The 12,152-nt window shown below is 63.9% G+C and carries 13 protein-coding genes and 1 pseudogene; 3 read left to right on the forward strand and 11 right to left on the reverse strand.

Going from position 1 to position 12,152, the window contains the following annotated elements; translation table 11 throughout:
- Positions 1-149: 149 nt before the first annotated feature.
- Positions 150-800, reverse strand: a complete 651-nt coding sequence (locus AC0L3D_RS31295) for a helix-turn-helix transcriptional regulator (protein ID WP_473646955.1) — start codon at positions 798-800, stop codon at positions 150-152.
- 8 nt (positions 801-808) lie between these two features.
- Entirely contained in the window at positions 809-1,681 is an 873-nt protein-coding gene (locus AC0L3D_RS31300) for a S1C family serine protease (RefSeq protein WP_128170290.1), read from the reverse strand.
- A gap of 272 nt (positions 1,682-1,953) precedes the next feature.
- On the opposite strand from AC0L3D_RS31300, the gene AC0L3D_RS31305 reads away from it, so the two are divergent.
- A complete protein-coding gene (locus tag AC0L3D_RS31305; protein WP_473646956.1) occupies positions 1,954-2,901 on the forward strand; it encodes a S1C family serine protease in 948 nt (315 codons plus the stop codon).
- 3 nt (positions 2,902-2,904) lie between these two features.
- Here AC0L3D_RS31305 and AC0L3D_RS31310 read toward each other — a convergent pair whose 3' ends face one another.
- Both AC0L3D_RS31310 and AC0L3D_RS31315 read right to left on the reverse strand, forming a co-directional pair.
- Entirely contained in the window at positions 2,905-3,816 is a 912-nt protein-coding gene (locus tag AC0L3D_RS31310) for an arginase family protein (protein WP_473646958.1), read from the reverse strand.
- Positions 3,817-3,927: 111 nt separating this feature from the next.
- A complete protein-coding gene (locus AC0L3D_RS31315) occupies positions 3,928-4,350 on the reverse strand; it encodes a VOC family protein (RefSeq protein ID WP_473532770.1) in 423 nt (140 codons plus the stop codon).
- A gap of 67 nt (positions 4,351-4,417) precedes the next feature.
- Here AC0L3D_RS31315 and AC0L3D_RS31320 point away from each other — a divergent pair, with 67 nt between their 5' ends.
- Complete coding sequence (locus AC0L3D_RS31320) at positions 4,418-5,035, forward strand: TetR/AcrR family transcriptional regulator (protein ID WP_473628430.1); 618 nt, start codon at positions 4,418-4,420, stop codon at positions 5,033-5,035.
- Here the strand turns inward: AC0L3D_RS31320 and AC0L3D_RS31325 are convergent.
- A complete protein-coding gene (locus tag AC0L3D_RS31325; RefSeq protein WP_128170293.1) occupies positions 4,977-5,924 on the reverse strand; it encodes a LysR family transcriptional regulator in 948 nt (315 codons plus the stop codon). The genes AC0L3D_RS31320 and AC0L3D_RS31325 overlap by 59 nt on opposite strands.
- Before the next feature lie 108 nt (positions 5,925-6,032).
- Here AC0L3D_RS31325 and AC0L3D_RS31330 point away from each other — a divergent pair, with 108 nt between their 5' ends.
- Positions 6,033-6,671, forward strand: a complete 639-nt coding sequence (locus AC0L3D_RS31330; protein ID WP_473628431.1) for an FMN-dependent NADH-azoreductase — start codon at positions 6,033-6,035, stop codon at positions 6,669-6,671.
- 93 nt (positions 6,672-6,764) lie between these two features.
- Here AC0L3D_RS31330 and AC0L3D_RS31335 read toward each other — a convergent pair whose 3' ends face one another.
- The 6 genes and pseudogenes from AC0L3D_RS31335 to rpoD all read right to left on the reverse strand — a co-directional run bounded on the left by AC0L3D_RS31335 (position 6,765) and on the right by rpoD (position 11,805).
- Positions 6,765-7,055 carry an HlyU family transcriptional regulator gene (locus AC0L3D_RS31335; RefSeq protein WP_023799746.1) on the reverse strand — a complete coding sequence of 97 codons (291 nt, stop codon included), beginning with the start codon at positions 7,053-7,055 and terminating at the stop codon, positions 6,765-6,767.
- A 106-nt stretch (positions 7,056-7,161) separates the two neighbouring features.
- Positions 7,162-7,833, reverse strand: coding sequence for a PadR family transcriptional regulator (locus AC0L3D_RS31340; protein WP_473628432.1), 672 nt, complete (start codon positions 7,831-7,833; stop codon positions 7,162-7,164).
- A gap of 135 nt (positions 7,834-7,968) precedes the next feature.
- Positions 7,969-8,349, reverse strand: coding sequence for a thiol-disulfide oxidoreductase DCC family protein (locus AC0L3D_RS31345; RefSeq protein ID WP_473628434.1), 381 nt, complete (start codon positions 8,347-8,349; stop codon positions 7,969-7,971).
- A gap of 168 nt (positions 8,350-8,517) precedes the next feature.
- Positions 8,518-8,811 carry a GYD domain-containing protein gene (locus AC0L3D_RS31350; protein ID WP_023799749.1) on the reverse strand — a complete coding sequence of 98 codons (294 nt, stop codon included), beginning with the start codon at positions 8,809-8,811 and terminating at the stop codon, positions 8,518-8,520.
- 571 nt (positions 8,812-9,382) lie between these two features.
- Positions 9,383-9,535, reverse strand: a pseudogene (locus tag AC0L3D_RS31355) (transposase); the annotation flags it as partial.
- A 248-nt stretch (positions 9,536-9,783) separates the two neighbouring features.
- Positions 9,784-11,805, reverse strand: a complete 2,022-nt coding sequence (gene rpoD, locus AC0L3D_RS31360) for an RNA polymerase sigma factor RpoD (protein WP_023799750.1) — start codon at positions 11,803-11,805, stop codon at positions 9,784-9,786.
- Between the last annotated feature and the right edge of the window lie 347 nt (positions 11,806-12,152).

Raw genomic sequence — 12,152 nt, forward strand, 5'->3', positions numbered from 1 at the left:
TGCTTTCCCGGGGGGGGGGCGCCCCCCCCCCCCCCCCGCCGGGCAACTCCCCCCCTTTTCCCTACGGGGAGAAGGTGCCGGCAGGCGGATGAGGGGCAGCGCAAACTTTGACAATGGTCGCCCCACATGCTGCCTTGGGACGTCATTCACTAAACCAGCACCAGGCCTTGCCGCATGGCGATGGCGATGGCGTCGGTGCGGTTGGCCGCACCTAGCTTGATCAGGATCGCCGCGACGTGGAACTTCGCCGTATGCACGGAAATGTTCAGGCGCCGCGCGATCACCTTGTTGGGCGCGCCCTCGGCCAAAAGCGCCAGCACTTCGCTCTCGCGCGGCGACAGCACCGGCCGGCCGGCGCTGTCGCCGACCGGCTCCTCGTCGGAGAGATCGTCGTCATGGAAGGCGAAATCGTCATGTCGATCGGACAAGGGGCGGCCCTCGCCCGAGATCCGATAGCCAGCCGCCGCCAGTCGCGCGGCGGCAGCGATCAGCAGATCGTCCACTGCCGGCGGCAGCACGGCAAACACGGTATCGGCCGGCCGCTGCCGGCTCGCTCGTTGCGACAGGAGCACCCGAGGTATGACGGGATCGCCGGGCCCGCCTTCCACGCCCCCTCTTTCCAGGTAAACGCCATCGACGATCGCGACATCCGCTCTGTCGGCGCTATTGCTGCTACCGGCCACAATCGGCAGCAGATCGCCAGTCGCGGCAAGAGCGGTGGACAGGTGCTCGGCGCGCACGACGTCATCGAGCGCGATCAGCACCGTCAGCCGCCGCCCCGTGATCCTGTGACTTGCCATCGATCTTCTCAGTTTAGCGGCTTTTCGCCGATGGTCAGCACGACGTCGCGCCGTTCGCCGCCGCGCACCACGCCGAGCGTCACCGACGCGCCGGCGCTGTCCGGCCCGAGCCTGCGGATCAGCTCGCGCGGGCCGTGCACGGCCTCGCCGTTCCACGACGCGATGATGTCGCCAAGATGCAGGCCGGCCGCCTTCGCCGGGCCATTGTCGTCGAGGCTCATCACCATCGCGCCATGCGTGTCGCCGTTGCGGATCGGGTGCAGGCCGGCGCCGAGATAGCCGCGCGCGACATGGCCCTTCTCGCGCAGCGTCGCCACCGCCCGTTCGATCGTCTCGTAAGGCATGACCAGCGCCCGCCGGCGCGGCCCGAACAAAAGCATGCCGATCAGTGCGCCCTTGGCGTCGAGCACCGGGCCGCCCTCGAAACGGCCACCGGCATTGACGGCCAGATTGATCCGCCGGTCGATCGTGCCGCCGCGCATCGAGCGCCAGGCCGGACCGACCTCACCAACCGTTCCGAATGCAGCGAGCGACGCACCGTCGCTATTGCCGACGGCAATGGCCAGATGGCCCGGCCGCGCCGTGCCTGCCTCGGCCAGCGGCGGCACGTCCGGTGCGCCGGTCGGCTTCAGAAGGGCGGTCCCGGTGGATGGATCGCGGCCGACCAGCTCAGCCTTCACCTTGTCGCCCGAAGAAAGCGTCAGCTCGATCTCCTCGCCGGCCTCAACCGCCTCCTCGGCAGCGACAAAATAGCCGTCGCGCCAATGGAAGGCGGTCGCGGTGCGATGCTGATGCGTAGCGAAGCTCGCCGTCGCCGGCGCCGCTGCGGCGGCGATATCGGCTATGGCGTCGGAAAATGCGCTCAGATTGAAGTCGCTCATGTCGGTCTCCTGGGTCTTTTTCGCCTCGGCCCGAAAATCGGCATCGATTTGTCGGAAAGCACGATGCGAGAACTCAAAGTCTTAGAGCGCACTTTGAGCGTCCAATGGACGCTCGTCGCTCTACCCCAGATATCGCTCGGCAGCGCGTTGGCGGGTACTCGCCTGACGGCTAGTTGGGCGTTGGACTGGCCATCTGGTCAGGTCGCGGCCGATCCGGCCGCTCCGCACATATAGGCATCCTTCATCTTGCTCTAAAGACACGGAGCCCTGCCATGTCCCTCCCCGCCCAGCAATTGCAATTCGACGATGCGCTGCTCGACGATTATTCGGCAACGGTCGCTGATGCCGTGGACCGCATCGGTCCCGCCGTCTGCCGCATCGAGCGCATCGGTGGTGCCGGCGGCCTGGGCTCCGGCTTCGTCATCACACCGGATGGGCTGGTCGTCACCAATTTCCACGTCGTTGGCGATGCCCGCAGCGTCCGTGTTACGATGCCGGACGGCGTCTCCAGAGAAGGCCGTGTTCTCGGCCGCGAGCCCGACACCGACATCGCGCTGGTGCGTGCCGACGGCAGCTTCGCCGATATTGCGCCGCTCGGCGATTCCAAGCGCCTGCGGCGCGGCCAGATCGCCATTGCCATCGGCAACCCGCTCGGCTTCGAATGGACCGTCACATCAGGTGTCGTCTCGGCGCTCGGCCGCTCGATGCGTGCTTCCACCGGCCGGCTGATCGACGATGTCATCCAGACCGACGCAGCGCTCAACCCCGGCAATTCCGGCGGACCGCTGGTGTCGTCGGCGGGCGAGGTTATCGGCGTCAACACAGCCATGATCCATGGCGCGCAAGGCATCGCCTTCGCGGTTGCCTCCAACACCGCCAATTTCGTCATTTCCGAGATCATCCGCTTCGGCCGCGTCCGCCGCGCCTTCATCGGTGTCTCGGCCGACACGACAACCCTGCCGCGTCGCGCCGCCCTTTTGTCGCAAGTGTCGAGCAGCACAGCGGTGCGCCTGCGCAGTGTCGAGGCGAACAGCCCGGCCGCCAGAGCAGGCCTGAAAGAGGGCGACATCATCGCCGCCATCGACGGCCGCCCGGTCACCGGCGTCGACGATCTGGTGCGCATGCTCGACGCCGAGCGCATCGGCCGCGAAACGCTGTGCACAGTGGTGCGCCGCTCCGGCATTGCTCAGGTCACGGTGATGCCGGAGGCGCGGGCCTGACAACTATCGCGGCGCAAACATCTGGCCAAGCAGCGAAACCAGCAGCACCGCCAGCTCGCCGGTCGGATCGAGGTCCGGATCGAAAATCGTCATGTCCATTCCAGTGCAGCGCGGATCCGCCACCAGCGCCGCGAGGATGGCGACGAGATCGTCGGGATCGATGCCGGGACTGCCCGGTGAATCCACCGCCGGCATCACGGTCTGATCGAGCGCATCGACGTCGAAATGCACCCAATAGGGCCAGCCGGTTCGCGCCAGCGTGGTCCAGGTCTTTTCCAGGACCTTTGCCGCGCCGAGCTCCCGCACGGCAAAAACATCGATCAGCGTCATCGCGGTCGAATTGATGTCGGGCCAGGCGAAGTCGGGGTCGCGGTTCTCGCGTTCGCCGATCTGAATCACCTGTTCGTCCGCAACAAGCGGGCTCGCGATCTCAGGCCAGTCGGTCAGCAACGGCTCACCACGTCCGGTGGCGAGCGCAAGGTCCATGCCGGCGGCGGAGCCGAGTGAAGCATCGACGTCGTAATTGCCCGGATGGCGGAAATCGCTGTGGCCGTCGACATGGACCAGTGCCAGCGGACCGGATTGCCGTGCGCCAGCCAGCGCGCCAAGCAGGACCGCGCAGTCGCCGCCGACGACCAGCGGGAACTCGCCTCGTCTCAGCGCGTCGGCAACAGTTTCGGCGAGTCCGAGATTGAAGCTGCGTATCGCATTGCCGTTGCGCAGCCGGGTGCCCGGCTGCGGCTCCGTGTTATAGGCGGGCCGATCAAGATCAACCACTTTGAGGGGCGAAAGCGTCTCGATCAGGCCGGCTTCGGTCAACGCCTGCGGCGCACGCCACGTGCCCGGAATATGACCTGGCCTCAGCGGACGCAGGCCAAGGTTGGAGGGTGCGCGGACAAGGCAGATTTCACGCATGGAATGGGCCCAGGCTGATGAGCTCAGCATAGACCGCAAAGACATGACCGGCCACGCGGCTGAAGGCTTCAGCTGATATCTACAGACAATTCCTGCCAGCCCCTGTCTCGCTCAGCCCGCCGCGCCTTCGACAAACTGCTCCAGAAACTCGGCGCTCGGCGGGATCGGCTTGATCACGTCGATCAGCACGCCATTGGGGTCTTTGGTGATGAAATGACGCTGGCCGAAGGCTTCGTCGCGGAGCGTTCGCAGGATCGGCAGGCCGGCGGCGATGACCCGCTCATAGATAGCATCCGGGTTCTTGACCTCGAAATTGATCAGCAGGCCGGAGGTCCGGCCGCGCCCTTCCTCAGGAATGGTTTCATGATCGCCGTGGACGATGCCGAGATTGACGCGGCGATCCTCGGTTGATTGCAGATGCACGTACCAGTCGCTCTCGAACAGCGGCTTGAAGCCGAAGTGCGCGACATAGAAAGCCTTCGTGCCGGCAACGTCGCCGGTCATCAGCACCGGGTAATAGCTTGTCGTCTTCATCTTTCCTTCTCCCGTCAAATAACATACAGTCTGCATGCAAATACGCATTAACATACAGGCTGAATGTATGCAACAAAGAACCGCGCGCCGCTCCAACCGCGATCGCACCGAAGCGACGCGCGCCGACCTGATCGCCGCGGCGCGAAAACTGTTCACCGAGAAGTCCTATGCGGAGACCGGCACGCCAGAGATCGTGGCTGCGGCCGGCGTCACGCGCGGCGCGCTCTATCATCACTTTGCCGACAAGCAGGCGCTGTTCGCCGCAGTGGTCGAGCAGGAGGCGGCGGCTGTGGCGGAAGAGATCGAGCGCGCCTCGCCGCCCTCGCTGTTTGCCCGCGATGCGCTGATCGCCGGCTCGGATGCCTATCTTGCCGCCATGCGCGCACCCGGCCGCACCCGGCTGCTGCTGCTCGACGGGCCGGCCGTGCTCGGCCGCGCCGCCATGGACGAGATCGACAACAGCCACGGCAACCGCTCGTTGCGCGAAGGCCTGGTTGCCGCGATGCGCTCGCAGTCCATGATGAGATTGCCGGTGGAAGCGCTGACCGCGCTGCTTGCCGCCGCCTTCGACCGCGCGGCGCTCGCCATCGAAGCAGGCGCTTCGACCGAGGACTACCGTGCCGTTCTCATGGCGCTGATTGATGGTCTGTCGCCCCAGGCCCCTGGTTCGGCTCGAACTCGTTGAAACAGCCAAGCTGGCGCTTGAACTGGTCGATCAGCCAGGCCGCAGCCGGCTTCGGGCTGCGGTCGGCGCGGTGCATGGCATAAAGCGGCGCGCGGACTTCGCGATACGGCTCCAGATCGAGTTCCACCAGCCGGCCGTTGGCCACATCGTCAGCAATCAACCATCGCGGCAGTCCGCCCCAGCCCAACCCTTCGCGCATCAGCGCATGCTTGGTTCGCATATCCGTAAGTCGCCAGGTGCGGTAGGCATAGACGCCGTAGTCGCGCCCTTTGGTGCGCTCGGACTGGTCGCTGACGACAAGTTGGATGTGTTCGCGCACCTCCTCCAGCGGCACCGGCTTGGGAAGCAGCGCCAGCGGATGGCTTGGCGCGGCCGCCGGCACCATCGACATGAAGCCAATGCGCACAAGATGCGCGTCGACCTCGCCCAGCAGGCCGCCAATACCGAGATCGGCATGTCCATTGACGACATGATCGGGGATCAGCCCGAGCGTGCCGATATGCAGGCGCAGCATCACGGTTGGAAATTGCGCCTCGAACGCCTTCAACACGCGCACCAGCACGGTGGAAGGCAGCGTCGCATCGACCGACAGCGCGACTTCAGCCTCCAGGCCCTGCTTGTGGCTGTCGACGCGAGAGCGGATGCGCTGCAATACGCCGACCATGCGCCGCGCATCTTCCAGCGTCGCCCGGCCGACATCGGTCAGATGCGGCTCGCGCGTGCCCTCGCGCTCGAACAGTTTCAGCCCAAGCTGCGCCTCGAGATTGGCGATGGCGTAGCTGATGACCGACTGCGCTCGGTTGAGCTTGCGGCCGGCGGCGGAGAAGCTGCCGGTGTCGGCGACGGTGACAAGGATCTGAAGCTGATCGAGCGTCGGGTTTGGCTGCATCGTTCTATCCACTATTTGGATGGAACATACATAAAATATACCGGTTTTTCAAATGGGTCAGCTCGCCCATATAGGTCGGGACAGTTCAGCCAACCCTGGAGACCCGCCATGTCCATCCTTCTCGTCACATCCAGTCCGCGCGGCAATGCCTCGCATTCGACCCGCATCGCCACTCAACTTGCGGAAAAGCTGCTCGCCGCCGATCCTTCGGCCAAGCTGGTCGCACGCGATCTCGTGGCAAACCCGCTGCCGCACATCGATCCGGACTATTCGACCGGCATCTATACGCCCGCCGAGGCCCGCACCCAGCGCCAGGCCGAGGTCGTCGGCGTTTCCGACGGCGTGCTCGATGAACTGTTTGCGGCCGACACCATCATCCTCGCCACCGGATTCATCAATTTCGGCATCTCGTCGACGCTGAAATCCTGGGTCGACCACGTCTCCCGCACCGGCAAGACTTTCTCTTATGGCGAGAATGGCCCGAAGGGCCTCGTCACCGGCAAGAAGGTCTACATCGTCCTCGCCTCGGGCGGCATCTATTCGGAAGGCGCTGCCGTGCAGATGGACCACGCCATCCCTTACCTGCGCAGCGTGCTTGGCTTCATCGGCATGACCGACGTCGAAGTCATCCGCATCGAAGGCGTCGGCATGGGGCCGGATGCGGTCACTGCCGCTCTGGCCAAGGCATCAGCCAAGGTGGATGCCTTGGTGACATCGACCGTAAGCAAACAGGCTGCGGCGGCGTAGGCCGCCAGCCGTCGGCAACTTGAAATCAAAGGCAGGCGCCTGACAGGGCGCTTGCCTTGTTCGTTTCAAGATGCGCCGGAGACCGATCGGGTCTCACCCGAACATCTTCTCGCCCTGTTCGTCGACCAGCTGAATGCCCTTTTTGATCGAGATGTCGACAGCGTCGTCGAGCCCGGCAAAACGATCGGCGCGGATGAATTTGTGCTCCTTCATCACGCCGTCGATCTCCTTGGAAACCACGCCGCAGGTCTGGTATTGGCCTTCCGCCTTGTACGGCGTGGCGCTGATCAAAAATCCCTTGTGCTCGATCTGCTTTGCCGGTGCAGCACTCTTTGGCTCGCCCGCGTCGCCGCCGCCGCCGAAAAGACGTTTCAGAAAAGACATGAGCGCGCCCTCCAACGGCAATCATTCTGTATCACATAGCGTGGTGCAGGATGATTTCACTAGCGGTCCTTAGGCAAACGGGCAAGGCCCGCATCCGGCCTGGAAGTCAGTCGCGCGACAGCGCTTCGAGGGCTTCGGCCGCCCCTTTCAATATCGCGATCGCCTCGGCCTGTTTTTCAGCGGGCGCGTCGACAATGTCGCCGAGGGCTGCGCGTAGCCGGTGGCGCACGGCGCGGAATTCGTCGCGCTTTTCCGAACCGCCGCGGCCGCGACGTCCGCTATCCTCGCCATCGTCGTTCCAGCCGAACCAGTCACGCGCCTTTGCCATCTTGCGGCCGAAACGCTCGAGATGATCGAGCACCTGCTCGATCATCTCGCGATTGTCATTGAGATGCGCCTGCCCTGCCTCGGTAATCGAAAACACCTTCTTGTTGCCTTCCGCCGACGAGACGGCATAGCCGGCCTCTTCCAGGAAGGTTAGCGTAGGATAGACCACGCCGGGGCTCGGGCTGTAGACGCCGCTGGTGCGTTCCTCCAGCGCCTTGATGATGTCATAGCCGTGGCGCGGCGCCTCGGCCAGCAGCGACAGCGTGATCAGCTTGAGATCGCCGTCGGCCAGCATACGCCCGGCGCGGAACATGTCGCCCGGCCCGCCGCGCCCGCCGCCCCTCATGCCGTGGCCGAATGGGCCGAAGCCGCCGCCACGACCGCCGAACTTGCCGGCCATATGCACGAAAACGCGCTCGGCATGCTCGCCGAAATGATGATGTCCGTGCATTGTCTGCTCCTTGAGTTATGTCTTACGATATATCTCAATTATGCGAATGAGGCCGTTGAGTCAAGATATATCTTACGATGTATCTGAGAACGGTGCCACCAGATTGAGTTCGTCACCGAGCTTGGCTAATATCGGTTACCAGCGGCCCTTGCGCCGGTTCCAGGCATAGAGAAGATCGGCGAAGCGATCATAGGCATAGCGCGTCAGCGGCAGCACGGCGCGATTGCCGAACAGCGCTGCCAGCCAGCCCTCGCCCGGCGTTCTCAGCCAGACGGCAATTGCGACGTCGGCGCCGACCAGCAGCCTGCCGTCCGCATCGGTTGCGTGCAGCCGGCGGCGGATGTCCTCCAGCGACACGCCGTATCCGGCCAGCGCCGCCGGTTCGGTATTGATGTCGCGAAACGCGATCCGCCCGGCCTTGATCGCCTCGACCAGCCGCCGCTTCTGCCTGACGATGCCGGCATCGCAAACCGGACAACGGGTATTGTACCAGACGGTCAGCAGATGCTTGGGCATGTGTCTCGATACGCGCGTTGAAGTGCTGCGCTGACTATCCGGGAAACACCTTCGCCCCGCAACATTTCGGGCAAGCCACTTCGGCCAGCCACCTTCGAGCCAGATTGGCCGGGCGCCGTCAAGCGGCGCCTGACCGGCAGCTTGCGCGGGTCTATAGCCGCGCACGCCTCAGCCGAGCGAGGCGATGATCTCGCGATACGCCAATTCCGGGAAGGCCTTGAGCGTCCGCGTCCTCACATTACCGCCTGTCGCCAGCATCAGCGAGAATCGAGCGAGCACCGCATCGTCGGGCGCTTCGACGACCGCCACCATATCGCATTCGCCCATGGTGAGATAAAACGCCTTGAACGAGCCGCCCATGTCTCCCAGCAGCTTCTTGGCGGCATCGAGCCGCTTCGGCGACTCGCGCACATTTCTGGCGCCCTGCTCGGTCCAGTTGATCAGCACGATATAGGTTGTCATGCACACCTCCCTCCGGAGGCCTCGGAGCGCGGCGTCACCGCCGGGGCGGGCATCCGGGTTTGTCGCCCAGAAAAAGCATCCGACACGCGATTATCCTCCCACAGCCGGTATGCTGCAAGAACAACCGCACCGTCCGGCGAGACAATCCCTGATCGGGTAGGAGGGAGCCTTGCGGCATCCCCCCTCCCACACCACCGTGCGTACGGTTCCGTACACGGCGGTTCGTGTCGCGCTCGGCTTGAGGTCCTCAATGCCCGCCGCCCTATTGGCGCCCAGCCTTATCTTGCGGGTTCCTCCCGCTACTTCCGGCTCAGGCCCTCTCGCGAGGTACCTGCCCAAGGCGCTCGGAAATGAAGTCCGACGTCCATCGACACGTTCAGCCCTTCACCGGTTGGTCCGGCTACTACGGCCTCTGCTGACTCCTGCCGACCCTTCCCGGCGCCTCTCGGCGGCGGTAGCACAGTTGTGTGCGTCAAGTTCTGCAAAATGGCGTGGCATTCAGCGGTGACGTTGGCGTGTCCGCCGCGCAGCCCCCGTGTTTAGCGGAGCGGCGGACATGGCGGGCCGCGTCTCAGGCGGCCAGTGCCCTCAAGTTCTCCTTCTTGTGCTCGCGCAGGTGATCCATGTTGAGGTAGCGGGTCGCCTCGAGCCAGTTCTCGTGGATCTCCACCGCCAGTGCCCGAACCAGCCGCAGACAGCTCTGCGGGTTGGGGAAGATGCGGACGCCTCATATGCGCTTCCTGTTCGTCAGGCCGGCACTTTGCTTGCAGCTTCCTTCAGACCCCGCCTCGCGACGACGCCCTTGCTGTTCGGCTAGCGGTTCCCATCACCAGGGTCCGCAGAGGACTTTCACCTCCAAGTCATCGACCGGATACCACCCCGGCCAAACGGTGCTTGCGCACCACGCGCCATGCCTGGCGCACAACAAAAAGGGCGCCGCAGCGCCCTTAAATTGTTATTCGTTGCCCGGCATCAGCTGTCGAGGAAGCTCCGCAGCTTGCGCGAGCGGCTCGGGTGCTTGAGCTTGCGCAGCGCCTTGGCTTCGATCTGGCGGATGCGCTCACGGGTGACCGAGAACTGCTGGCCGACTTCCTCCAGCGTGTGATCGGTGTTCATGCCGATGCCGAAGCGCATTCTGAGCACGCGCTCTTCACGCGGGGTGAGCGAAGCAAGCACCCGCGTCGTCGTCTCGCGCAGATTGGCCTGGATCGCCGCGTCGATCGGCAGGATCGCCATCTTGTCCTCGATGAAATCGCCGAGATGCGAATCCTCCTCGTCGCCGACCGGCGTTTCGAGCGAGATCGGTTCCTTGGCGATCTTCAGCACCTTGCGCACTTTTTCCAGCGGCATGGCGAGCTTTTCCGCCAGTTCCTCCGGCGTCGGCTCGCGGCCGATCTCGTGCAGCATCTGGCGCGAGGTGCGCACGATCTTGTTGATCGTCTCGATCATATGCACCGGAATGCGGATGGTGCGCGCCTGGTCGGCGATCGAGCGGGTGATCGCTTGCCGGATCCACCACGTCGCATAGGTCGAGAACTTGTAGCCGCGGCGATATTCGAATTTGTCGACCGCCTTCATCAGGCCGATATTGCCTTCCTGGATCAGATCGAGGAACTGCAGGCCGCGATTGGTGTATTTCTTGGCGATGGAAATGACGAGGCGCAGATTGGCCTCGACCATTTCCTTCTTGGCGATCGCGGCTTCGCGCTCGCCCTTCTGCACCTGGTTGACGATCCTGCGGAATTCCAGGATCGAGATCGCCGTTTCGGTGGCGAGGTTCTGGATCTCGGCGCGCAGGTCGCGGATCGCGTCCTTCTCGTTCTTGGTGAATTCCTTCCAGCCGCGCGAGGTCAGATTGCCGATCGAGCGCGTCCAGTTGGGATCGAGCTCCGAGCCCTGATACTCCTTCAGGAATTCCTCGCGGCGCACGCCATAGCTTTCGGCCAGCCGCAACAGCTTGCCTTCGTTCTGCACCAGGCGCTTGTTGATGTCGTAGAGTTGCTCGACCAATGCCTCGATGCGCGCCGTGTTCAGGGATAGCGACTTCACCGCCTTGATCAGCTGGTCCTTCAGCTCCTTCAGCCGGCGGTCCTGGCTGGGCGACAGCGTGCCGGCGGCAGCCAGCCGATTCTCGACCTGCTGGTCCTGCAGCTTGCGCAACTTCTTGTAGGTGTCGGCGATGACGTCGAGCGTCTCCATCACCTGCGGGCGCAGCTCCGCTTCCATCGCCGCCAGCGACAGGCTGGCTTCGTCCTCGTCTTCCTCGTCGTCATCAGTCAGACCGCGCGTGTCGCCGCCGACATTGGTGATGTCGTCCTCGTCCTCGCGCGAACGGCGCGGCTTGTCGTCGGTCTTGGCTTCCTCGATCCGCTCGACCACCGGCGCCTGCTTGGCCTCCGGTCCGGCATAGGTCGCTTCGAGGTCGATAATCTCGCGCAAGAGGATCTTCGATTCGTTGAGCTCGTCACGCCAGATGATGATGGCCTGGAAGGTCAGCGGGCTTTCGCACAGGCCCGCGATCATCGTCTCGCGGCCAGCCTCGATGCGCTTGGCAATCGCGATTTCGCCCTCGCGCGACAGAAGCTCGACCGAGCCCATCTCGCGCAGATACATGCGAACCGGATCGTCGGTACGATCGGTCGGCTCTTTCTTGGTGGTCGTCGCGGCAACGGCGGTGCCGGTCTGCTCGGCCAGTTCGTTGGCGTCTTCCTCGGCGTCGGCAGCCGCATCGGCGGCTTCGGGCTCCTCGCCCTGCTCGTCGTCCTCGACCACGTTGATGCCCATGTCGGAGAGCATGGCCATCGTGTCCTCGATCTGCTCGGAGGTGACTTCCTCCGAGGGCAGCACCGAATTCAGTTCGTCCATGGTGACATAGCCGCGCTTCTTGGCGGCCTTGATCATCTTCTTGACAGCATCGTCGGAAAGGTCGAGCAGAGGGCCATCGGTGGCGCCTTCACGTTCGGTCTCGACCTCTTCCTTTTCTTTTGTCGCCATTCTTTATTTTCTCCAAGCGGCCAGGTATCTAGCCGCATAAGTATCAAGCCGCGTAAGCTGCCGTACCGGTTTATCAGATGCGCTCGCGCTAGAACGCGTTTCCCCGGGCCAGTAACTGCATCTCTCGTTAAGTCCAGATTAACCCTGGTATCTGTGGCAGGCTGACTGCCTGTCCAGTGACCGGTACCTCACATCGCTGCATTTCCGTCGACGCCGGCGCGGGTTAACGTTTCGAATCGTCCTGATTCCGTCATTCTGCCAGAAGGTCAAGCGCCTCTCGCATGATTCGCATGAAAAAAGCGAATCAATTACCCGACTTAAAGCGCCGCGGCTGATTCGACGCGCAA

This window comes from Mesorhizobium sp. WSM4837, from assembly GCF_055811435.1.

Bases quoted from the DNA above. Each gene is read 5' to 3' on its own strand.
- AC0L3D_RS31350 (WP_023799749.1), bottom strand. From the start codon at position 8,811: ATGACAACCTATATCGTGCTGATCAACTGGACCGAGCAGGGCGCCAGA.
- AC0L3D_RS31320 (WP_473628430.1), top strand. From the start codon at position 4,418: ATGCAACAAAGAACCGCGCGCCGCTCCAACCGCGATCGCACCGAAGCG.
- AC0L3D_RS31335 (WP_023799746.1), bottom strand. From the start codon at position 7,055: ATGTCTTTTCTGAAACGTCTTTTCGGCGGCGGCGGCGACGCGGGCGAG.
- AC0L3D_RS31315 (WP_473532770.1), bottom strand. From the start codon at position 4,350: ATGAAGACGACAAGCTATTACCCGGTGCTGATGACCGGCGACGTTGCC.
- AC0L3D_RS31340 (WP_473628432.1), bottom strand. From the start codon at position 7,833: ATGCACGGACATCATCATTTCGGCGAGCATGCCGAGCGCGTTTTCGTG.
- AC0L3D_RS31325 (WP_128170293.1), bottom strand. From the start codon at position 5,924: ATGCAGCCAAACCCGACGCTCGATCAGCTTCAGATCCTTGTCACCGTC.
- AC0L3D_RS31295 (WP_473646955.1), bottom strand. From the start codon at position 800: ATGGCAAGTCACAGGATCACGGGGCGGCGGCTGACGGTGCTGATCGCG.
- rpoD (WP_023799750.1), bottom strand. From the start codon at position 11,805: ATGGCGACAAAAGAAAAGGAAGAGGTCGAGACCGAACGTGAAGGCGCC.
- AC0L3D_RS31345 (WP_473628434.1), bottom strand. From the start codon at position 8,349: ATGCCCAAGCATCTGCTGACCGTCTGGTACAATACCCGTTGTCCGGTT.
- AC0L3D_RS31330 (WP_473628431.1), top strand. From the start codon at position 6,033: ATGTCCATCCTTCTCGTCACATCCAGTCCGCGCGGCAATGCCTCGCAT.
- AC0L3D_RS31305 (WP_473646956.1), top strand. From the start codon at position 1,954: ATGTCCCTCCCCGCCCAGCAATTGCAATTCGACGATGCGCTGCTCGAC.
- AC0L3D_RS31300 (WP_128170290.1), bottom strand. From the start codon at position 1,681: ATGAGCGACTTCAATCTGAGCGCATTTTCCGACGCCATAGCCGATATC.
- AC0L3D_RS31310 (WP_473646958.1), bottom strand. From the start codon at position 3,816: ATGCGTGAAATCTGCCTTGTCCGCGCACCCTCCAACCTTGGCCTGCGT.